Raw genomic sequence first — 22799 nt, forward strand, 5'->3', positions numbered from 1 at the left:
TTTCTTTATAAATTTAAAATCATTTGTGAAACACAAGGTGTATGCAATAAAATTTGCTTGGCAAGTAATGAATGCCCTAATTGACTTTGTAGCATTGTATTAGGATATAACGCTATGATATACGTCAATATTTGTATGATAATCACACCGATGAATAGGCTTAATACAATACCTAAAGTGCGGCTTATGATATTTAAAGGTTGATATGCCACTATATTATCAAATGTGACGATGATTAGATATAAAATCAACTTACAGCTAATAGCAATCACAATAAAAGCAATTATTGATTCAAAACGATACTGTAAATGATTAAAATGAATTGCATATTGCGTATCAAATGCGACTGTCTTTGGAAATGGTAAAAAAACAATTAATCGTTGCGCAATCTCTCGATAAAATTGTTGCGCAATCCATAACGATGCAAGCGTACATATCACATGAATGCTCGAAAGCCATAATCCCCGTCGAAATCCAACAATTGAAACATAGCATAATATAATAAGTACAACGATATCTAATAGCATCTAGTCTTCTCGTTGCTTAATTTGATCTAATTCGTGTTGTAATCGACGATTTTCTTCTTCTAAACTCACTTTGTCATGCATCACGTTCACTGCTGTTAAAATCGCTTTTCTAGTGGTATCTAAACCTGCAGATTTTCGTCCTAATTCTTTCATTTTTTCATCCACTAAATGTGCAACATGTCTTATATGTTCCGGGCTATCATCGCCGATTATTGTGAAATGTTGATCGTTGATTGTAACATTTATCCTATTCTTAAACTCACCCATATCGATATCTCCTGACTTTTAATTAAATTATTCCGTTTCTGTGTTTAATTTAACCAAAATCATGTTTCTATATTATTTTGAACATAACATAATATTAATGTTTGGTTTTATACATTTACTTATCATTAAACATTATACATGAGTCATCTTTATTTTGTAAGTAGTGAGATGATAAAGAATAACTTTATATTCATTTAGAGCTTGAGTCTTATAAACTAAAAAATATTTTCATTTTGTCATCATTCTAAGGTAATAAATGTTATGATATCATTTAATTATTATGAAAAGAATTTAACAAAGAGAGGTCTAACGATATATGGCAAATGTTGTCCATAAACTAACAACAACTGAGATTCAATCATTAATGTCTAAGATTAAATTTGATACATCCCAATTACCCCAGGGTATGAAAGCACGAGCAAAACATAATAATGCTGTGATCAATATTTACAATTCTGGAAAAGTGATGTTTCAAGGAAAAAATGCTGAAATAGTTGCACAACAATTGCTACCTGACAAAAGTAGTTCAACTTCAACTTCTTCAATATCTAAAAACGCAACTTCTTCGATTAAATATAATCAATATAACTGTATTGGTAGTGATGAAGCTGGTAGCGGTGACTATTTTGGTCCTCTCACAGTATGTGCTGCATATGTCACAAAGGATCACGTCAAAATATTGAAAGAATTGGGTGTAGATGATTCTAAAAAGTTAACCGACGCTAAAATCGTCGAACTTGCCGAACAACTTGTGACATTCATTCCACATTCGCTGCTCACACTTGATAACGTTAAATATAATGAGCGCCAACGTGCAGGTTGGTCACAGGTGAAAATGAAAGCAGTCTTACATAATCAAGCAATCGCTAATGTTGTTCAAAAAATTGATACGCATGCTTTAGATTATATTGTGATTGATCAATTTGCTGAACGTGGTGTTTATCAACGTTATGCCTTGTCCGATTTACCTTTCCCAAATAAAACAAAGTTTGAAACGAAGGGTGAATCTAAGTCATTAGCTATCGCAGCTGCGAGTATTATCTCTAGATATGCATTTGTTAAACATATGGATCAAATGTCTAAATCAATTAAAATGGATGTACCTAAAGGTGCTAGCAATAAAGTCGATTTATTCGCTGCAAAACTCATTGAAAAATTAGGTATCGAACAACTCGACGCTATTTCAAAACAACATTTTAAAAATAGAGAAAAAGCACAAACTTTAGTGAATAAAAAATATCAATAAATTTATGTATATTAAAACGGCAAGTTCTATTTGTACAAACATTAGAACTTGCCGTTTCTTTTTATATTTAATTATCTAATTGTAGCACCTTTTGCTTTTAATGCTTCGATGATTTGATCATGTACTTTCGTTACACGTTCATCTGTTAAAGTATTCTCAGTATCTAAATAATACAATCTAATAGCAACTGATTTTTTACCTTCATCTAAATGCTCACCTTCATAAACATCAAATACAAGTGTATCTTGAAGAATATCAGCACCGCGTTGATGAATCGTATTTGTTAATTCAGAAGCAGGTACATCATGTTCAACTTCTAATGCAATATCACGAGATACACCAGGATATTTAGGTATTGGTTGATAATTGATATAGCCTACTGATACATTCATCATTTCTCCATAGTTCAATTCAAAGACATATGTGCGTTTTAAATCATTATCATTAGCTACTGTAGGATGCAATTCTCCAATGAAACCAATATCTTTACCATTTAAAGATACCATCGCAGTTCTTCCAGGATGTAAACCATCGATTTCAGTAGCACGATATTCAAAATTTAAGTTGAGTTTTTGTGCTACACGGTCAATGACACCTTTAGCTAAGTAAAAGTCAACAGCTTCTTTTTTACCTTGCCACTGATTTACAACATATTCACCTGTCATAATACCACTTAAATATTCTACTTCATCAGGCAATTGACCTTCACCATTACCGAAGAATACACGACCAATTTCGTATAATTTAACATCTTGATTTTTACGTGCAACATTATACGCAGCCGCTTCGATTAAATGTGGTAATAAACTTTGTCGTAAAGTTGAATGTGCTTCGCTCATTGGCATTAATAATTCTATAGTCGGTCTATCTTGTAATGCAAAGTCTTTCGCATGTGATTTTGACACGAGTGAATACGTGATCGCTTGGTTTAAACCTGCACCTTCAATGGTTTCTTTAACTGTTCTTGTTTTATGTTGACGATCAGTTAGTGCACCATTCGTAACATCTTCAAATACTGGTAACGTTGATGGAATTTCATCGTAACCATATATACGGGCAACTTCTTCAATCAAATCTTCTTTGATAGAAATATCTTTACGTCTTGATGGTACATAAACAGTAAGCTCATCTTGTTGAGTTTCAGTTTCAAACCCTAATTGTTCAAAGATATTTTTAATTTCTTCAGTAGATAAGTTAAATCCTATTGTACGATTAATTTTATCTGTTGTAATTTGAATCGGTGTAATGAAAGCTCCTAAATCTCCTTCAGCTACACGATCTTTAAGTACACGACCTGACGCATAAGTTTCTAATAAATAACATGCGCGATCCACTGCTTCGTTGACAAATTCTGTAGCAATACCTTTTTCAAATCGACTTGATGCTTCACTACGTAAATTCAAACGTCTTGATGTATGACGAATTGATGCTGAATCAAATATAGCACCTTCTATAACTACATTTGTCGTTTTGTCGCTAACCTCTGAAAAGTCACCGCCCATCACACCACCAAGTGCAATTGGAGATTGTCCGTTTGTTATAACTATATCTGACTCAAGTAATGTTCTTTCTTGATCATCTAAAGTTGTCATCGTTTCATTTTGATGTGCTTGGCGAACTTCAATATGATTTGAACCAATTTGATCTTGGTCAAACATGTGTAACGGTTGTCCATATTCTAATAGTACGTAGTTAGAAATATCAACGACATTATTGATTGGTCGGATACCTGCTTTCATTAAACGTGCTTGCATCCATATTGGCGATGGTGCAATAGTGACATTTTTAACGATTCTAGCACTATAGTATGGAACTTTATCACTATTTTTTACTGTCACTTGCAATTCGTCCATTGCAGAGTTAGTCTCTTCATTACTATTTGTTTCTGGTTTAGTCATTTTTGTGTCGTATAGTGCTGCAACTTCATAAGCTGTACCGACCATGCTTAGAGCGTCTGCACGGTTTGGTGTTAAATCAAATTCCATAATTTGATCATTTAAATACAATGCGTCCAATGCATTTGTACCCGGTGTCATTGCTTCTGGGAATACGAAAATACCATTTTCAAACGCTTTAGGCACAACATTACTTGAAATACCAATTTCCTGTAATGAACAAATCATACCTTCAGAGCGTTCCCCACGTAATTTAGCACGTTTAATTTTAATGCCACCTGGTAATCTGCCCCCCACTTTAGCAACAATGACATATTGTCCTTCATCAACATTTGGTGCCCCACAAACAATTTGTACAGGTGCTTCCTCACCAATATCAACTTGGCAAATATTTAATTTGTCAGCATCAGGGTGAGATGCTTTAGATATAATATGGCCTACTACTAAGTTTTTAATATCTTTTGTTAAATCAACTAAATCATCTACCTCGATACCAGTACGTGTAATACGTTCAGCTAAATCTTGAACATTTTGTTCAACGTCAACATAATCTTTTAACCATTCATTTGAAATTAACATTACGCTTCACCTCTATCTTCTACAGCCTTAAATTGATCTAAGAATCGCACATCGTTTGTATAGAAGTGTCGAATATCTTCAATACCGTACTTCAACATAGCGATACGGTCAGGTCCCATACCAAACGCGAATCCAGAGTATTCATTAGCATCAAACCCTGCCATTGTTAATACATTAGGGTGCACCATTCCTGCACCTAAAATTTCAATCCAGCCTGTATGTTTACATACATTACAACCTTGCCCTTTACATTTAAAACATGATACATCAACTTCTACAGATGGTTCAGTGAATGGGAAGTAACTTGGACGTAAACGAATTTCTCTATCTGCACCGAACAATTCTTTAGCTAATAATTCTAATGTACCTTTTAAATCACTCATCTTAATATTTTTATCTACAACTAAACCTTCAATTTGTGTAAATTGATGACTATGCGTCGCATCATCTGAGTCACGACGGTATACTTTACCTGGACAAATGATTTTCACTGGACCTTGTCCATTACGTTGTTCCATAGTACGTGCTTGTACTGGAGACGTATGCGTTCTCATTAAAGTCTCTTCCGTAATATAAAAACTATCTTGCATATCACGTGCGGGATGTGATTTAGGTAAGTTTAATGCCTCAAAATTATAATGATCTTGTTCAACTTCATAACCATCAACAATTTCGTAACCTAGACCTAGGAATAAATCTTCTATCTCTTCAATCGTACGTGTTAATGGATGTTTAGAGCCGATTTCTATTTGGCGGCTAGGTAATGTCACATCGATTGTTTCTTCAGCAAGTTGTTGATTTAACTTTTCATTGGCTAAAATCGTTTGTCTTTCATCTAATTCTTGTTGAATCGTTTGTCTTAATTCATTTACCTTTTGTCCGTATGCTGGTTTTTCTTCATTTGGTAAGTCTTTCATATTTTTCATTAAACCACTTACTGAACCTTTTTTACCTAAATATTTTACTTTGACATCTTGTAATGCTTTTTCATCATTTGCTGCATTAATATCAACTAACGCTTGTTGTTTTAATTCACTCATATGATCATTTTGAGTCATTTTAACTTCCTCCTTAGTGCCAATAGATATTTTAAACTAAGACATTTATTAATATCCCAGTCTGCTTTCTCTTATTTTATTTCATTAAATAAAAAAGACTCTCGCCCGATAACTGGGACGAAAGCCTTCCGTGGTACCACCCAAATTTATGCTTATGCATACACTTGTATACGTTGCTAACGAAGACGTACTCCGACTTAAATCTCTTTAAGTAGCCAAAAAGATGAAAAAAACTAATCAAAGTTGGAATAACTTTCAGTCACGATTATTCTCCCTTATACAACTTTATACATTAATTTAAGTCTTTTTATAGGCTAATGATTCACTTTTATATCAGTTAATATTTATTGTTATGAATTCATCATTCATTATAGACGATTTAGATATATAGGGTCAACCTACAATCGCGCCATAGCACATTATGAAAATCAGATTTATCATTTAATGTCTATAAATTACCCTTTGAGTTGATATAACAAGATACTCCCCGCAATGGCTACATTTAAGCTTTCAGCTTGTCCATATATTGGAATCGTTATATTTTGCGTAGTATGTTCTAATAGTGCAGGATCTACACCTTCACCTTCATTACCAAGAATCAATGCAAATGTCTCTTGTGCTTCTATCTCTTTAAAACTTACTGCGTTATCTAATGCAGTACCATAAACAGGACCATTAAAGGTATTAATGTACGACTGTAAAGACTCTGATATAACTGGAATATGAAATACACTTCCTTGACTGGCGCGTAACACTTTATCTTGATAAGGATCTGCTGTTCCCTTTTCCATTACAATCAGATCTATTCCTGCAGCATCTGCCGTACGAATCAAAGTCCCTAGATTCCCTGGATCTTGTATTCTATCAATTAATAATACTTGTTTGGCTGTTGTTACATCATAATCCGGTTTCTTGATGACAGCAAAAAAGCCTTGAGGCGTTACAGTTCCAGATAATGATTCAGCTACCTTTAAATTGATTTCAAATGTTTCATTGGCATATTCAATTAAGTCACTATCAGTTCTACTTGGATCAACAACGAATAATTGTACAATTACTAACCCGCTTTGATAAGCTTCTTCAATTAAATGTACACCTTCTATAAGCGCTAATCCTGTTTTATCTCGATCTTTCTTTTTCTTTAATTTATTCGCATTTTTAATTTTATTATTCTGTGCCGATGTAATTTGTTCCATATATCTAATCTCCAATATGATGATTTCTTATTCAATTTAATTGTATATGATTGAGCTACTTTTTTAAATAAAGAAAGTGAGTCCATGATTTGATTATGTTATTTACTGTAAAAGCAACTAAAGTATTTTATCCTGTTAAATATATGATAATAAATAAAAAATATCCTAATTGAAATGACTATTCCAATTAGGATATTTATTGATATCTAAAATTATTTAGATACGATTTCTTCACCATTGTAAGAACCACAGTTTTTACAAACACGGTGAGATAATTTGTATTCGCCACAACTTGGGCATTCAGTCATACCAGGTACTGAAATTTTGAAATGAGTACGACGTTTGTTTTTTCTTGTTTTAGACGTTCTTCTTTTAGGTACTGCCATGATTTATCCTCCTTAAAATTAAACACATCATTAAATGATATCAGTTTATTTAACAATATTATATCATTAATTAAACTGCTATTGGTCTTTATCGTATAATTGTTGTAATTTCTGAAGCCTTGGATCAACTTGCTTTCTGTCTGAATCATCATCTTCTTGGTCTTGAACAAGTTCCTCGAATTCATCTTCATCAATCACTTCCCAACCATTGCCTTCAGTTAACATTTGATTGCTATTGTCTGAATATGCTCTCATCGGTTTCTCGATAATGACAAAATCTTCAACAATATCTTTAATGTTAATCATACCGTCAGTCGCTGAATGATAATGCTCATCCTGCTCTTCTTCGTCGGTATAATAATCACTGCCTTCTAAATCAAACACTTCGGAAGTTTCGACATCTAGCGGTACTTCAACAGGTACTAATGTACGTGCACACGGCATCGTATAAGTACCAGTGATATGCATATCTGCAATAACTTCGTTTGATTTAACAGTTAATTGACCTTCAACATTGATTTCAGAAAGATCGATAAGATCTAATGATTCTTTTAAATGTTCAAAATTCACCGTTTGATTAAACTCAAATGGTTTACCTTGATATTTTCTTAATTGTGTTATTGACCATTTCATATGGCTTCACCTCTAACAAGCACAAAATTTATTTTAACTTTCTCAGTATAATATGTCAAGATTTTTTCTTAACATACGTACTTCTGTTACAATACTAATAATGAATTCTGAAAGGACGAATTGCAAATGAAAAGTGTTGGCATTATATCTGAATATAATCCATTCCATAACGGGCATTTATACCATGCACAACAATCCAAATTACTATCCCAAACAGATGTATCCATTGCCTTCATGAGTGGCAACTTTGTCATGCGAGGCGAACCCGCTTTATTTAATAAATTCATTCGTACTCAAATGGCCCTATCAGCTGTTGATTTAGTAGTTGAACTTCCTACCATTGCTAGCCTTTCATCGGGTGATTATTTTGGTGAAATGGCAATTAAATTGGCTGATTATTTAGATGTCAATACCATATCATTTGGAAGTGAACATGGAAATATTAATGCCTTAAAAGAAGCAGCGCAACAGGTTCTTGATTTGGAAAATAGTGATGCCTTTAAATCAAAATTAAAAGAAGGTAAAAGTTATCCTAGAATCATTAACGAATTAATCCAACATCAATCTACGAATGATATTTTACAATCACCTAATAATATTCTAAGTATTGGATATTTAAAAGGGATTCAGCAGTTCGCACCTCAAATTGAAGCCATTACGATTCGTCGTGATACAGCACAGCATCGCGAGCAAACAATTCAACATCAACAATTTGCCAGTGGATCATCCATACGCCAATCTATCATTCACCATCACTCTGACTGGGAAAATGTTGTACCAGGGGCAATTAAATCATTATATCATTCACAATTCACAACTGTGGAGCACGCCTTTCCCTATATAAAATATCAATTGTTAACACAACGTACGTCAACACTTAAAACTATATACACTATGAGTGAAGGATTGGAAAATCGATTAATCTCTATGATTAAGGATGCACACTCATTTAAAGATTTGTTAACTAAAGTCAAAACGAAACGATACACTTATACGCATATCCAGCGTATATTAATGAACATTTTACTTAACATTCAACAAACTGATATTAACCATAATATCTATGCCGCTAGAATATTAGGTATGAATGAAAATGGTCGAGCATATTTAAAATACCTGAAACATCAGTTCCCAGAACGTCATTTTATTACAAATATCAATCAATCATCTTCCGCTTACTTTCCAATTGAAATTAAAGCAACTCATATTTATAATCTTATGACCGAACAATCTGATGATGATTTCAATACACCAGTTATCAAATCTTAAAAAATGTACTGTTACATAATGTGATTCGCATTATATAACAGTACAATTTTTATTATATATGATATTTTTCTTTTAAGGCTTTTGCTACATTGGGTGGCACAAATTCTGAAATATCAGCTTTATATGCTGCTACTTCTTTAACTATACTCGAACTAATAAATGAATAATTCGTACTAGTCATCATATACATGGTTTCGATATCACTGTTTAACTTTTTATTCATAGATGTTAATCGTAGTTCATATTCAAAATCACTTACCGCTCTCAAACCTCGGATAATTGTTTTTGCACCTACTTGCTTACAAAAATCTACTAACAAACCATTATAATGGTGGACTTCCACATTAGATAAATGTGCTACTGAACCCCTAATTAAATCCATACGTTCTTCTAAATTGAAAGTGCCACCCTTGCTACTATTTTTTAAAACACAAACATGTATTTCGTCAAAACGATCTGCACTTCTTTCTATAATATCTAAATGACCATATGTAATTGGATCGAAACTCCCGGGAATGACTGCTTTCGTCTTATTCATATTATTCTCCTTTTTCTAATAACAAAGTATCTGTCAAACCATAATGATATCTTTTTATTTCTTTAAACGGTGCGCTTTGAATATGTTCATCATTACTAAACTCACAAATGATAATACCATTTTCTTTTAGTAAATTAAACTCTGTAATGCTTTTTAATGCTTCATCAATCAAACCTTTTTTATATGGTGGATCTAGAAAAATGTAATCGAATTGTATGTCTCTTTTAGCTAATGCTTTCAAAGCTCGGTCTGCATTATTTTTATAGACTTCTGATTGTGACATCAAATCGAGTTGTTTAAGATTTGATTTGATTACTTTAACTGCTTTAAAGTTTTGATCTACGAAAATGACCTTCTCCATACCCCGAGATAAGGCTTCAATACCAAGGGCACCACTACCGGCAAACAAATCTAAACCAAGACCTGATACTTCATGTAAACTATTGAAGATGCCTTCTTTGACCTTATCCATAGTTGGTCTAGTATTACGACCTTCTAAACTTTCTAACGCTTTACTTTTATGTATTCCTGCTATCACACGCATTCCATTCACACTTCCATTTCACTATGTAATTTAATATAATTTGACTTAAAAGGAGACTGATTTAACATATGAAACAATCATTTATTGTCTTGGGCGAAGGTTTAACAGATTTGTTTGAATTTACTACACTGATCGACTATAACCATTCACGCATTGATAAAATTATTTATTTTCATTCACCACAAACTGAGAAACAATTATCATCTGTCGCTATTGTCATGCAACCAACCGAAGGTAATTATTTTCAAGCAATGTACATGATGATGAATGCAGTAAAATATCCTTATCCTGATAGCAATAAAAAGTTTGAAATGATTAACAACAAGGCCGAAGCCTATGATATTCCAGTTTTAGGCATAGACGTTCAACCACCTGAAGCATTTCATGACAATGACTTATATTTTAATTATTTAATTAGTGTGCTAAGACTTCAACGATGGATTCCACCGTTACAATAAAATACGTCATCTAAAACACGAGTTATAGAACTTCGTGTTTTTCTTTTTCATAGGTTTTCTTTAAAAATCGATAAGGTGATCCATCGATATGTCTTACATACTTTAATTTCATTAATTTATTTACAACATCATCCGCTTCATTCTCATTAACATACATAATGACGTATTTACGTTGTCTATTAGAATGAACGATGTGCCCATATTTTCTAATTTGTCTCTCGTGTTTAATGTGTTTTAAGTAAACGACGAGGCTTACTCTAGGAACTAAGTTCATCTCTCTTCACTCCATTTGATATACAGTTTTTATCATATCATGAGTTTAAATTTTATGAAATAACAATCACTTTCTAATATAAACTAGAGAATGGCATTTGGAAACACATTTAATTCGCTAAATATCTTGTCATTTATTTGATTGTTAACACATTCTATTTCAATACGCACTTCATTTTCCATATGTAACTGATATCTGTTAATATTACTTTAATAACTTAAGGAGGATATTAAATGGTTAAACTAAATAAGTGGTTAGTTAATGGCTCATTAGCAGCGGCAAGTATAATAGGAAGTGTGCTTTATGTTAATCAAAATAAAAAGCCACGTGAAATTAATGCAATCCCTCCATTCTTTTCAGGTGTAGCACCATATCTGTTTGCTCATAGAGGTGGTATGGCCGTAAGACCTGAACAAACTAAATTAGCATTCGATAATGCGGTTCAATATGGTGTGGATGGTTTTGAAACGGATGTACGATTAACCAAAGATAAAGCACTCATTGTTTTCCATGATGCAACGGTAGATCGTACTACGAATGGATCAGGTAAAGTATGCGAACACACACTTGCTGAATTAAGAAAACTAGATGCCGGTTATTATTTTACAGATATTAATCGTCAATACCCATATCGTGGACATTCAGACGCAAAAATTCTTACGTTTGAAGAGTTATTAGAACTTTACCCAGAAATGTACATCAATGTAGATTTGAAAGATCATCCTGATAGCTATGAAGGTGCCATAGCTCCTGGAGTACTTTATGATCAAATTTCTAAACATCAAGCAGAACATCGTGTATTAGTCACAAGTTTTCACAAAGAACAAATAGAACGCTTTGACCAATTAAGTAAAGGTACAGTTGCAATTGGTGCAAGTCAAAGTGAAGTTACTGAAGCTTTCATTAAGTTCAATACCTTTAGAGGTAACACTTATCATCCTAAAGCGAATACATTCCAAATGCCTACCGAATTTAAAGGTATCCGACTTACATCTGCAAGATTTATTAAATGGTTAACACTATTAAACATCGTACCAGGATATTATGGGATCAATAGCATTGACTTAATGACAGACCTATATCAAAAAGGTGCGCATACCCTTGTAACTGATCGTCCTGATTTAGCTCAACAATTTAAAGAAACATTAAAATAATAAATGGCAAGGTCTAAAGTTTACCTTAGACCTTGCCATTTATCTTTCTATAGTGAGCAATTACATGATCCTCCGGAGGCACATCCATGTGCAGTTGTTTGAAAAAATGGATTACCCGTCTCAATTTTCACATTATCTGATACTGCTAATGCAATTTTGCTAATTACTTCATCAATTAAATTTTGTAATTCCACTTCTTTAGATTTATAGTCCATGACCACAGGCAACATTTCATACGCGCGTTTTCGTTGACGTGTTTCCATCATAATGGTTTTATAATCCGGGTGATATCTACCAAAGCGCATGACATCATCATACTTATCTTTAGACTTTAAGAACGCAGAGTATAATAAGTGTGCTTCATCATCCTGATTTAATAATTCCTTTGCTTCGATATAGTCATGATATATTTCAGAATCTACTATCATATCAGACAATGCTTCGATATCGTCTAAAATAGACAATGTTTCCTCATTTATCATTTGTCATTTTCCCCTCACTTATTTTTCTAAGAAAATTAATGAATAATAATCTTTCATCACTTCTCCACCCATCTCATCATACTTGGTATTTAACATTCTTGAGCGATGAATATCCGAATTCATCCAACTATGAATTAATGTTGGAACGTCATCAAAGTTATAACCCACATTCTGACTTGTAGAAGTATAACTAATATCTCGTTCATCTAATTGTTGTTTCAATGCATTTTCAGTGAATTCAACTGAATCATAGCCGCTCTTTGTCGCATCAAATAAATTAAAAGAGGCAATATGTGCAATATCGTTATTTACTTTTAATGGTTTTAACCCTTTTAATTTTCTCATCTCATTTGTCACTTCATACAGTGTCATTAATTGATTCGTATTTTGTTCATATGGTAAATCTTTATGTTTACTATTAGATGAAGATTGAGATTCATTTGTTTTATACGGTTGTAGAGATGCTAATGTATCTTTATCTAAAAAGCGAATCGCCATAATTTTATTAGTTTGTTGATCAGAATACACTTGAGCATACACATTACCATATTTAATTAATGTTTGTGTTTTTAAATCCTCATCAGACAACTCAAACTCATAAACCTTACCTTTAGATTTAATGGTTGGTTCTGGGTTAATACTTGTATTTTCGTAGATTTTAGAATTTTGTTCACCAATATGCAGTGGGCTTACATTTACATCCTTGCCAGTTGCATATACAGATTTAATATGATTGTCTTTAACACTTACAATGTAATATTGATCTTTCTTTTTAAAAACATAATTTTTATAACCATCTCTAAAAGGATACGTACGACTAGCTTGTCCATACTTTTTAGTAAGTTGATTGATATCTTTTCCAATCCAGGTACCTACACCTTTTTTAGGCTTTGGATTTTCAATATCTTTATTTGTATTTTTAAACTGTTCAGTTCGCTCAGTTTTATGATTTTTATTAGGATTTTCTAAAACATCAAACTTTAAACGTGGTGAGTAAAATAAATAGATTAGAAAAGAAACTAAAAAGACAACACCTAATATGCGTATTACTAATTTTTTCATCTTTCACCCACCTTAATAGAATTATTATCATTGTACATAAATATATATTTCATAATCAAGATAAGTCTATTTTCATCATGAATTTCATTATAAATACTTTCACCTAAATATGTTTGTAATATGAATTAAAGACATAAGAATATTAAAAAACTGATAAAACTTTCAATCAAGTTTTATCAGTTCACTTAAATTATAAACCTAAAGTCGCTTTAATTAACGATGTTGTTTCGCCGCCTGGATATAAGATGTATAAAAGTAAATATACTGCCACACCAGTAATAGCTGTAAAGAACCAAATAATTGAAGCAATAGGTCCAATTTTTCTATGAATATTAAATTTATCTTTGAAGGCCGTAAAAATTTGTATTAAGCCTAATCCCCCACCAATTGTTGCTAGGTTAATATGGAATACTAAGAAAATCGTATAGTAAATTTTAATACTATCTGGACCACCAAATGCAGTATTTCCTATAAAGATTGTACGACTAGCATAAATAATAAAGAATGTAGCTGCGAAAATAGCTGCCCATAGCATTACTTTTTTATGCTTATCAATTTGTTTTTTCCAAATAAGTCTCCAACCAATTGCCACTAATATCGCACTAATAACAATGCATGAGGTACTTAACGTTGGTAATATAGGTACGTTCATATGTTTCATCCTTACTTAATTTTATATTTATATCATTTTAATAAGTGATACGACTACAACTAGTACAAAGAAAACGACTAAATAGTTTAACGAATAGATAAACATAGTGGTTGCCCATTTAGTTTGATTAGTATTACGTTTGAATGATGTAAAACCGAGTGCCATCCAACCTAAATTTAATAATGTAGCTAATACTATAAATGTAGTACCTAAATTAGATAACATGAATGGAATTGGTAATAATAATACTAACCAAATGAACATGCTTATACGTGTTCTATTGAATCCTTTGACAGATGGCAACATTGGAATATTTGCTAATGAATATTCATCACTACGTTTAATAGCTAAAGCATAGAAATGAATAGGTTGCCAACAAAATACTACCAAAAATAATGCTATTGCTGCAACACTGATAGAACCATCAATAGCTACCCAACCAATTAATGGTGGTACAGCACCTGGGAAACTACCTACAACAGTATTCCAAGTTGTGTGTCGTTTAGACCAAATCGAATAATAAGAAACGTATCCTACGATACCAATTAATCCTAATACGCCTGATGGAATATTGAGTAAAAATAAACATGCCTCACCTACTAACATCATACCAAAGCTTAAAATTAATAAGTGTTTATTTGAAATTCTATCATTTACAGTGGGTCTATTTTGTTTACTAGGCATGATTTGATCAATATCTTGATCATAATAGTTATTTAGTGCACATGCACCGCCCATAATCAATGTAGAACCTATAATCATTAATAAAATTTGAGGTATAGACGATAGGAAGGAATGGTTTGTCATTACAACAGCCAACCAAGCCCCGGCAAATGCAGGAATCAAATTCCCTTGAACAAGGCCCATCTTAATAATCTGTTGTAATTCTTTAAATGTCACACGGCCCGTATCTTGTGACAACGTTTGTTCTCTGTTCATAATTCCCCTCCTTGAACTTTTTCATATAATATAATGATATAGCAAATAGTTATAAAAGACTAGGTTTTAAAAAATTAAATTGTGACACTTTAACGACATTCTAAATAGTTGATTTTGTATAGCATTTAAAAATGGTATCATTAATATAATGTAGAAGAAAAATATATACGTTAATTTAAAGGAATGATCTAACATGAAATACGTGATTAGACGGAGTACTTTAATTTAATGATGGGGTGTTTATCATTGTTTAGAAAAGAAAACCTTAAATGGTTAAGTGTCTTAGCAACAATTATCATGACATTTGTACAATTAGGTGGTGCACTCGTCACTAAAACTGGTTCCGAAGATGGTTGTGGTTCCTCTTGGCCATTATGTAATGGTGCATTTCTACCACAGAATTTACCTATACAAACCATTATCGAATTGAGTCACAGAGCTGTATCAGCATTGTCACTTATCGTGGTATTGTGGCTAGTGATTACTGCATGGAAACATATCGGATATATCAAAGAGATCAAACCATTATCTATCATAAGTGTTGGCTTTTTATTACTGCAAGCTTTAGTAGGGGCTGCAGCGGTTATTTGGCAACAAAACGATTATGTTTTAGCGCTACATTTTGGTATATCTCTTGTAAGTTTCTCTTCTGTATTCTTAATAACACTTATTGTTTTCTCAATTGATCAAAAGTATGAAGCTGATGAGGTAATCATTAAAAAGCCATTACGTACATTGACTTGGTTAATGGCGATTATTGTTTATCTTACAATCTACACTGGTGCATTAGTAAGACATACTGATTCTAGTTTAGCTTATGGTGCATGGCCAGTACCTTTTGAGGATATTGTCCCACACAACGTACATGATTGGGTACAGTTCGCACATAGAGGTATGGCATTGGTTACTTTCATGTGGATTATGTTCACATTTATTCATGCCGTGAAAAATTATGCTGATAATCGTACCATCAAATATGGTTACACAGCTGCATTTATTTTAGTTATTTTACAAGTTGTCACTGGTGCATTATCAGTCATTACAAATGTTAATTTGTTTATTGCTTTACTTCATGCTTTATTTATTACTTATTTATTTGGTATGATTGCCTACTTCATTTTATTAATGTTAAGAACAACAAGAAGTTTAAAAAACAAATCATAATTCAAAGCCCAAACATTCATCTTAATGATTGAATGTTTGGGCTTTTTAATTAGTTCGCTTCTTTTTCAATTTCTATTAATAAATCACCTGTTGCAATCGCATCACCACTAGATACAGTGACACGTTTAATTACACCATCAAATGGCGCTTGAACAGTTGTTTCCATTTTCATTGCTTCAGTGATAAGTAGCGCTTGATTTGCCTTTACTTTATCCCCAACTGCTACTTTCACTTCAGTCACAGAGCCAGGCATTTGCGCCCCTATATGACTAGGATTAGTTTTATCTGCTTTTGGTTTTACATTTACATTCGCTTTAACATTTTCATCTTTGATATATATACGTCTTGCTTGACCATTCATTGAGAAATAAATGGTTCTTTGACCATTTTCATCTGGTTCACTAATCGTTTCTAACTTAATGATTAATCGTTTACCTGTATCAATTTCTATTTCAACAGTTTCTCCATTTCTCATTCCAAACAAGAATGTAGGTGTATCTAATAATGATAAGTCACCAAATTGCTCTTTCGTTGTAATAAATTGTTTGTATACTTTTGGATATAATACGTAACTAATAATGTCTTGTTCTGTCACTTCAGTGTTTTGTAATGAAACTAATTTCTGTTTTACTTCCTCAAAATCAACAGGTTCTAAATATTCTCCAGGTCTATTTTCTAACGCTGTTTGTCCTTTTAAAATCACTTTTTGAAGTTGTGCATTAAATCCATTTACAGGTTGACCAATTTCACCTTTAAAGAATGAAACGACAGATTCTGGGAAATCTAATTTATGTCCTTGATTAATGACATCCTCTTCGTTCAAATCATTTTGAACCATAAATAGTGCCATATCTCCGACTACTTTCGAAGATGGTGTTACTTTGACAATATCACCAAATAAGAAATTCACACGACGATACATATCTTTAACTTCATCGAAGCGTTCTCCTAAACCAAGGCTTTTAGCTTGTTGACTTAAATTCGAATATTGTCCGCCAGGCATTTCATGTTGGTAAATTTCTGTATTTGGAGATTTGATATCACTTTCAAAATCAACATAATAAGGGCGCACTGTTGACCAGTAATGACTTATTTCTTCTAACCCATTTATATCTGCTCTCAATTGACGTGGGAAGCCGTTTAAAGCATAGTATAATGAATTGGCACTAGGTTGACTTGTTAAACCACTCATTGATGCTACAGCCGTATCGATGATATCTACACCTGCATCAATCGCTTGCATATACGTTAATAAACCATTGCCACTTGTATCATGAGTATGAAGATGTATCGGCATATCAACTGCTGCACGTAAATGTCCAATAAGTTCATAGGCTGCTTTCGGTTTTAATAAGCCGGCCATATCTTTAATGGCTAAAATATGGAATCCTTCTTTTTCTAATTCTTTTGCTAATTTCACATAGTAGTCCAATGTATATATATTAGATCTTTCAGGATTTAAGATATCTCCTGTATAACAAATAGTACCTTCTGAAATCTTTCCTGCTTCTTGAACTGCTTCGTTCGCCACTTTCATTTGATCTACCCAGTTTAATGAGTCAAAAATTCTGAATACATCAACACCTGCTTCTGCACTTTCTTTCACAAATTTTTGTATAACATTATCTGGATAATTTTTATAACCCACGGCATTTGAAGCACGTAATAACATCTGAAATAGCACATTAGGTATTGCTTGACGCAATCTTTCAAGTCGTTCCCACGGATTTTCTTTTAAGAAGTTATATGCTACATCAAACGTTGCACCGCCCCACATTTCAAGTGAAAAATTATCTTTAAATACTTCTGCTGTTTTAGAAGCAATATTCAACATATCTTTAGTACGTACACGTGTGGCTAATAAAGATTGATGAGCATCTCTAAATGTTGTATCTGTCATTAAAACATCTTCTTGTTCGCGTACCCAATTTGCCACACCTTTAGGGCCTTGTTGATCTAATAACTGTTTCGTACCTGAAAACGTAGCTATTTTCTTTTGCGATACTTTAGGAATAGATGCAGCTTCATAAAGTGGTTTAGGTCGTTGTTCAACATTAGGGAACCCATTAATAGTTACATTACCTATGTATTCTAATGTTTTCGTACCTCTATCTAAAGTTGGTTCTATATTAAATAATTCAGGTGTCTCTTCTATAAATTTAGTTGTATAATCGCCACTTCTAAATTGTTCATTTCTCATCACATTGATTAAAAATGGTATATTCGTTTTCACACCTCGAATACGCATTTCTCTTAATGAACGTTCCATCTTTTCTTCAGCTTGTTTGAATGACATAGCATGCGTCGATAGTTTTACTAATAATGAATCATAATATGGCGAAATCTCTGCACCTTGGAAACCATCGCCAGAATCTAAACGGACTCCAAATCCACCACTAGAACGATATGCAATAATTGTGCCAGAGTCAGGCATAAAATCATTGAGTGGATCTTCAGTAGTAATACGACACTGGATCGCATAACCTAATGTTTGAATATCTTTTTGCTTTGGCATACCTATTTCTTCACTAAATAATTTTGCACCATCAGCAACTAATATTTGCGTTTTAACGATATCAATACCTGTAATCATCTCTGTGATTGTGTGTTCCACTTGTACACGTGGATTGACTTCTATAAAGAAGAATTCATTACCTGATACTAAAAATTCGACTGTTCCTGCGTTTACATATTTGATATGAGACATTAATTGAAGCGCAGCGTCACATATTTTCTTTCTTAAAGTTTCAGGTAATCCGACAGACGGTGCTACTTCGACTACCTTTTGATGACGACGTTGAACAGAACAATCTCTCTCATAAAGATGTACTAGATTACCATAGTCATCGCCTATAACTTGTACTTCAATATGTTTAGGGTTATCAATGTAACGTTCTATATATATTTCACTATTACCAAATGATTTTTCTGCTTCAGATTTAGCACGATGGAATGCATCTTCAAGCTCACTTTCTTCGTGAACGATACGCATACCTTTACCGCCACCACCACTGGTAGCTTTAATCATCAATGGATAACCTGCTTCGTTAGCGAAAGTTTGTGCAGCCTCATAGCTTTCTATAGGTCCATCTGTGCCTGGTATAACTGGTAAGTTAGCTTTAAGTGCAGTAGCTCTAGCTTTAACTTTATCTCCAAACATATCCAAATGTTCTAGATGTGGTCCAATAAATTTGATGTCCTCTTCTGCACATCTGCGCGCAAAATGTTCATTTTCACTTAAAAATCCATAACCTGGGTGGATCGCATCTACATTTGCTCTTTTAGCTACATCAATAATGCGTTCAATATTCAAGTAACTTTCAGCTGGTCCTAAATCACTACCAACTAAGTAGGACTCATCAGCTTTATATCTATGTAACGATGATTTATCTTCTTTAGAGTATATGGCTACTGTATTAATATTTAATTCTGCAGCAGCTCTAAAAATTCTGATAGCGATTTCCCCACGATTGGCTACTAATAACTTTTTAATATGTTTCAAAAGTGATCACACCCCTGTTAAATTTTCGGAATTTTCTTACTAATCTGATACTAAGATTTTATCTTATATAGATTGCTTTTTCTATAGTTATTGCATATTAGTCATAATTCTTTAATTTATATGTCACATAAGATAAATATTCTTATTGTGCAGCTAACTCTAGTTATAAAATTCATACAAACTTATCATAAACAATAACTTTATATTATCATTGCATCAATCATATTTCCAGTTAAATCTTGTATGTTTAATAAATATTTATAATAAAAAAAGCTAATCTCTATAACTTTAGAAAATTCAATATAATGAATTTTCTAAAGCGAGATTAGCTAAATACTTATTGATATCGTCGTTTAATATCGACTTTATGTTGTTTGGCCCTTTTTTCATCCATTTTGATTTGTTTAGCGGTAATGAGCAATAAGCCCATTGCTATACTTAAACTAATCATAGCAGACCCACCAAAACTTATAAATGGTAATGGTACCCCTGTTAATGGGATCGTTGCTGAAATACCACCTAAGTTAACAAATGTTTGACTTCCAATATAACTGGCGATACCAACACAAACTAATTTGTAAAAATATGAGTTTGTTTTATTCGCAAGTTGGAAAGCTCTATAAACAATGAAAAATTCAAGCAAAATGACAAACAAGCCGCCTACTAAACCTAACTCTTCACAGATTACCGCAAAAATAAAGTCAGTATGTGGTTCGGGTAAATAGCCTAATTTCATAATACTATTACCTAAACCTCGGCCAAATAGACCGCCATTACCTATTGCCATCAGTGAATTCGATATGTGATAACCTGTTCCGGATTCAGCACTAAACGGATTAGTTAATGTACTAAATCTTGCTTCTAGGTAGCTTGGTAATAAGCCTGCAATAAGAACTAATACAGAAATCAAAATCCCTGCAATTGCTACCATAACACCGTATTTCAAAACATTGTGTACACCGATTCCAGCATAAAACATGATTGAAAAGAATATAATTAATATTAATAGTGTTTGTCCTACGTCCTTTTGTAAAAAGACTAATGCGACACAACTAGCAACTAAAATAATAGGTGCTGAAATTAATTTAATTTTATTACGCACTGCCGGCATTTTCTTTTCTATCATAAATGGCAAATATAATATAATAGCAATTTTAAGTAATTCTGATGCTTGTAAGTTCATAAATCCTAAGTTGATCCAACTTTTTGAACCGTTAATATTTTTACCAATGACTAGCGTAATTAATAGTAAAACAAATATACCTATCATCATCCATTTTTGGACATTGGGTTGTTTCAAGATCTTTACATTCATGATAAATGCCATAAAAAAGACAATAGCAAAGCTCATAATGACGTATAGCAACTGTCTTGTGTAGAAATATGTTCCCGATACTTCAGCGCCACCTGTTAAAGTACCTTTTGTAGCAGCAACCATACTGGCACTATAAACCATAACTAGACCAATTAAACATAGGATGACGTATGTGACCAACAATGGATAATCGATAAATTTAGATGTTTTTCCAATATATCGCATTATATTTTTAAAATTTTTCATATACTTGTACATCCAATTCGAATTTTTTGAGAGTTGATTTTAAGAGTCCCGAAATAAATAATCACTAACTCTAAAACCTATCTTTTTTATTATAAACTTCCTATGTATCACAAAACAAATATAAACTTAACGATTATTCAAAAAAGATAAAATGACTGAGAAAATATCAATTATGATACTATCTCAGCCACCATTTATACAATGTGCAAGTTGCGATTTCACATTTTATTTCAACATGAAAGTGTTGTCATAAATGTATTAAGTGAATACTAGTAACATTAATATCACTATATCAACACATCAAATTTATATAAAAATTAAACGTTTGTAAATGCTTCGTGTAGTTTTGAAAGTTCTTTTTCAAGTCTTAACATTAGATTTTTGCCGTCTTCTTTCTCAACTAGCCCGAGTTGTACAGCAAAATCTACTTCTTTTTGAAGACCGAACATTTGTGTATCTAAAACTTCTTCATATAGTGGACAAGAAGGTACTGTTAAATTGTCCATTTGAACTTTAATAAGATGTAATATTCTATCTGCATCTTTGTTCAGTTGGTCATAAGCCGCATTATTTAGTTTCGACTGATTAGCCATGACACGCACTCCCCCTATCATTTCATTAAATATCTTCAATATATAAAATTCTATCTTACTGAATGTTAAAAAGCAAGTATCTTTAAATTAAGTATAACGTATTTTATGATAAAATAATATAAGATAAAAATTTAGGGAGTGGGCAAGATGATTCAAATAAAAGGTGCGGTAAATTTCCCCATCACATTAGATAGTACAACATGGATTTTCGATGATAGAAAGGTTAGCATCGAAGACTTAGAACAAGGCGTGTTCGATGGCACTAAACCAATTCAATTCGAGGATAATCGCGAGTGGAATCGTGCTATCTTAGAAGGTCAAACGAATCCACCAACATTAAATTCTGAAATTAAATACAAAAAGCGTTCTGTACTAGAAGGTTCATTTGTAATTAATATGACACCCTTCTTTAAAACTGCAGAACCACAATCAAATGCAACTGCTATTAAATTATTTAATGATGAAGATTCTATTGAAGTGCCATTAGATTTATTACCATATTTATTCTTCCAATTTGCTAAAGATGGTAAACGTCTATATGACGATAACTCTGTGGATAGTTTTGTATATGATACTGAAAAAGGTTATAGTTATGAATTTAAGTATGTAAAATATATTGAGGTGATTTAATTGGTTCCAGTCAAATGTATCATTTGTGATACTACAGTACATATTGATGAAAACACTGTAGAAGCAAAACGACTTAGAAATAATCCTATTCGCACATTTATGTGTGATGATTGTAAAAGTCGTCTAGATACACCTAAACAGCCTCAACCATTTGTAACAAATAATCATAAAAAAGAAAATGACTAATTAA

Annotated in this window: 24 protein-coding genes; 7 read left to right on the forward strand and 17 right to left on the reverse strand. The window is 32.5% G+C overall.

All coding sequences use genetic code 11. The annotated features are described in order from the left end of the window. Nucleotides 1-5 precede the first annotated feature (5 nt). Together JX000_RS08225 and zapA are read right to left on the reverse strand one after the other, a co-directional pair. On the reverse strand, nucleotides 6-527 hold the full coding sequence (locus JX000_RS08225; RefSeq protein WP_107535866.1) for a CvpA family protein: 522 nt from the start codon (nucleotides 525-527) through the stop codon (nucleotides 6-8). Continuing rightward, complete coding sequence (gene zapA, locus JX000_RS08230; RefSeq protein WP_002450651.1) at nucleotides 528-794, reverse strand: cell division protein ZapA; 267 nt, start codon at nucleotides 792-794, stop codon at nucleotides 528-530. A 316-nt stretch (nucleotides 795-1110) separates the two neighbouring features. Between zapA and rnhC the strand changes: the two genes are divergently transcribed. Next, nucleotides 1111-2040 carry a ribonuclease HIII gene (gene rnhC, locus JX000_RS08235; protein ID WP_107535867.1) on the forward strand — a complete coding sequence of 310 codons (930 nt, stop codon included), beginning with the start codon at nucleotides 1111-1113 and terminating at the stop codon, nucleotides 2038-2040. A 71-nt stretch (nucleotides 2041-2111) separates the two neighbouring features. Here rnhC and pheT read toward each other — a convergent pair whose 3' ends face one another. The 5 genes from pheT to JX000_RS08260 form a co-directional block, all read right to left on the reverse strand. Continuing rightward, the gene (gene pheT, locus JX000_RS08240) at nucleotides 2112-4514 is read right to left on the reverse strand and encodes a phenylalanine--tRNA ligase subunit beta (RefSeq protein ID WP_124228390.1); all 2403 of its coding nucleotides are present in this window, start codon (nucleotides 4512-4514) and stop codon (nucleotides 2112-2114) included. Next, the gene (pheS, locus tag JX000_RS08245) at nucleotides 4514-5572 is read right to left on the reverse strand and encodes a phenylalanine--tRNA ligase subunit alpha (RefSeq protein WP_049423882.1); all 1059 of its coding nucleotides are present in this window, start codon (nucleotides 5570-5572) and stop codon (nucleotides 4514-4516) included. Before pheS ends, pheT begins: the two co-directional genes overlap by 1 nt. 455 nt (nucleotides 5573-6027) lie before the next feature. Further along, the gene (locus JX000_RS08250; protein WP_075778527.1) at nucleotides 6028-6768 is read right to left on the reverse strand and encodes a TrmH family RNA methyltransferase; all 741 of its coding nucleotides are present in this window, start codon (nucleotides 6766-6768) and stop codon (nucleotides 6028-6030) included. A gap of 212 nt (nucleotides 6769-6980) precedes the next feature. Beyond that, on the reverse strand, nucleotides 6981-7154 hold the full coding sequence (gene rpmF / locus JX000_RS08255) for a 50S ribosomal protein L32 (RefSeq protein ID WP_002442221.1): 174 nt from the start codon (nucleotides 7152-7154) through the stop codon (nucleotides 6981-6983). Nucleotides 7155-7232: 78 nt separating this feature from the next. After that, on the reverse strand, nucleotides 7233-7787 hold the full coding sequence (locus JX000_RS08260; RefSeq protein WP_002450656.1) for a YceD family protein: 555 nt from the start codon (nucleotides 7785-7787) through the stop codon (nucleotides 7233-7235). Nucleotides 7788-7913: 126 nt separating this feature from the next. Here JX000_RS08260 and JX000_RS08265 point away from each other — a divergent pair, with 126 nt between their 5' ends. Continuing rightward, nucleotides 7914-9056 (forward strand): nucleotidyltransferase, encoded by a 1143-nt coding sequence (locus JX000_RS08265; protein WP_075778526.1) that lies wholly within the window; start codon nucleotides 7914-7916, stop codon nucleotides 9054-9056. 52 nt (nucleotides 9057-9108) lie between these two features. On the opposite strand, the gene coaD is transcribed toward JX000_RS08265, so the two are convergent. Together coaD and rsmD are read right to left on the reverse strand one after the other, a co-directional pair. Next, nucleotides 9109-9594: a pantetheine-phosphate adenylyltransferase gene (coaD, locus tag JX000_RS08270; RefSeq protein ID WP_002450658.1), complete on the reverse strand. Its 486-nt coding sequence runs from the start codon at nucleotides 9592-9594 to the stop codon at nucleotides 9109-9111. A 1-nt stretch (nucleotide 9595) separates the two neighbouring features. Beyond that, nucleotides 9596-10138: a 16S rRNA (guanine(966)-N(2))-methyltransferase RsmD gene (gene rsmD / locus JX000_RS08275; RefSeq protein ID WP_075778524.1), complete on the reverse strand. Its 543-nt coding sequence runs from the start codon at nucleotides 10136-10138 to the stop codon at nucleotides 9596-9598. A 68-nt stretch (nucleotides 10139-10206) separates the two neighbouring features. On the opposite strand from rsmD, the gene JX000_RS08280 reads away from it, so the two are divergent. Further along, nucleotides 10207-10596, forward strand: a complete 390-nt coding sequence (locus JX000_RS08280; RefSeq protein WP_002450660.1) for a DUF7147 family protein — start codon at nucleotides 10207-10209, stop codon at nucleotides 10594-10596. A gap of 22 nt (nucleotides 10597-10618) precedes the next feature. Here the strand turns inward: JX000_RS08280 and JX000_RS08285 are convergent, their stop codons facing one another. After that, entirely contained in the window at nucleotides 10619-10870 is a 252-nt protein-coding gene (locus JX000_RS08285; RefSeq protein WP_002450661.1) for a DUF2129 domain-containing protein, read from the reverse strand. A 233-nt stretch (nucleotides 10871-11103) separates the two neighbouring features. Here JX000_RS08285 and JX000_RS08290 point away from each other — a divergent pair, with 233 nt between their 5' ends. Continuing rightward, complete coding sequence (locus JX000_RS08290; protein WP_002450662.1) at nucleotides 11104-12024, forward strand: lysophosphatidylglycerol phospholipase D; 921 nt, start codon at nucleotides 11104-11106, stop codon at nucleotides 12022-12024. A gap of 47 nt (nucleotides 12025-12071) precedes the next feature. Here JX000_RS08290 and JX000_RS08295 read toward each other — a convergent pair whose 3' ends face one another. From JX000_RS08295 to cyoE, 4 genes are all read right to left on the reverse strand, one after another. Next, entirely contained in the window at nucleotides 12072-12506 is a 435-nt protein-coding gene (locus JX000_RS08295; protein WP_002450663.1) for a YlbF/YmcA family competence regulator, read from the reverse strand. 18 nt (nucleotides 12507-12524) lie between these two features. Beyond that, nucleotides 12525-13568, reverse strand: coding sequence for a CAP-associated domain-containing protein (locus tag JX000_RS08300; protein WP_075778522.1), 1044 nt, complete (start codon nucleotides 13566-13568; stop codon nucleotides 12525-12527). Nucleotides 13569-13758: 190 nt separating this feature from the next. Continuing rightward, nucleotides 13759-14220, reverse strand: a complete 462-nt coding sequence (locus tag JX000_RS08305) for a DUF420 domain-containing protein (RefSeq protein ID WP_206140626.1) — start codon at nucleotides 14218-14220, stop codon at nucleotides 13759-13761. Nucleotides 14221-14247: 27 nt separating this feature from the next. After that, the gene (gene cyoE, locus JX000_RS08310; protein WP_075778521.1) at nucleotides 14248-15159 is read right to left on the reverse strand and encodes a heme o synthase; all 912 of its coding nucleotides are present in this window, start codon (nucleotides 15157-15159) and stop codon (nucleotides 14248-14250) included. A gap of 246 nt (nucleotides 15160-15405) precedes the next feature. Here cyoE and JX000_RS08315 point away from each other — a divergent pair, with 246 nt between their 5' ends. Continuing rightward, on the forward strand, nucleotides 15406-16323 hold the full coding sequence (locus JX000_RS08315; protein ID WP_075778520.1) for a COX15/CtaA family protein: 918 nt from the start codon (nucleotides 15406-15408) through the stop codon (nucleotides 16321-16323). Between the two features lie 49 nt (nucleotides 16324-16372). Here JX000_RS08315 and JX000_RS08320 read toward each other — a convergent pair whose 3' ends face one another. The 3 genes from JX000_RS08320 to JX000_RS08330 all read right to left on the reverse strand — a co-directional run bounded on the left by JX000_RS08320 (nucleotide 16373) and on the right by JX000_RS08330 (nucleotide 21979). Then, nucleotides 16373-19825, reverse strand: coding sequence for a pyruvate carboxylase (locus JX000_RS08320; protein ID WP_206140627.1), 3453 nt, complete (start codon nucleotides 19823-19825; stop codon nucleotides 16373-16375). A 337-nt stretch (nucleotides 19826-20162) separates the two neighbouring features. After that, the gene (gene ftsW / locus JX000_RS08325; protein WP_002450670.1) at nucleotides 20163-21386 is read right to left on the reverse strand and encodes a cell division peptidoglycan polymerase FtsW; all 1224 of its coding nucleotides are present in this window, start codon (nucleotides 21384-21386) and stop codon (nucleotides 20163-20165) included. Between the two features lie 317 nt (nucleotides 21387-21703). Beyond that, nucleotides 21704-21979 carry an Fpa/YlaN family protein gene (locus tag JX000_RS08330; RefSeq protein WP_002450671.1) on the reverse strand — a complete coding sequence of 92 codons (276 nt, stop codon included), beginning with the start codon at nucleotides 21977-21979 and terminating at the stop codon, nucleotides 21704-21706. A gap of 147 nt (nucleotides 21980-22126) precedes the next feature. Here JX000_RS08330 and JX000_RS08335 point away from each other — a divergent pair, with 147 nt between their 5' ends. After that, the gene (locus JX000_RS08335; RefSeq protein ID WP_075778518.1) at nucleotides 22127-22609 is read left to right on the forward strand and encodes a hypothetical protein; all 483 of its coding nucleotides are present in this window, start codon (nucleotides 22127-22129) and stop codon (nucleotides 22607-22609) included. Beyond that, complete coding sequence (locus tag JX000_RS08340; protein WP_075778517.1) at nucleotides 22610-22795, forward strand: DUF2197 domain-containing protein; 186 nt, start codon at nucleotides 22610-22612, stop codon at nucleotides 22793-22795. The last annotated feature ends 4 nt before the right edge of the window (nucleotides 22796-22799 follow it).

This window comes from Staphylococcus sp. SB1-57 (genome assembly GCF_017086425.1).
Lineage (GTDB): Bacteria > Bacillota > Bacilli > Staphylococcales > Staphylococcaceae > Staphylococcus > Staphylococcus warneri_A.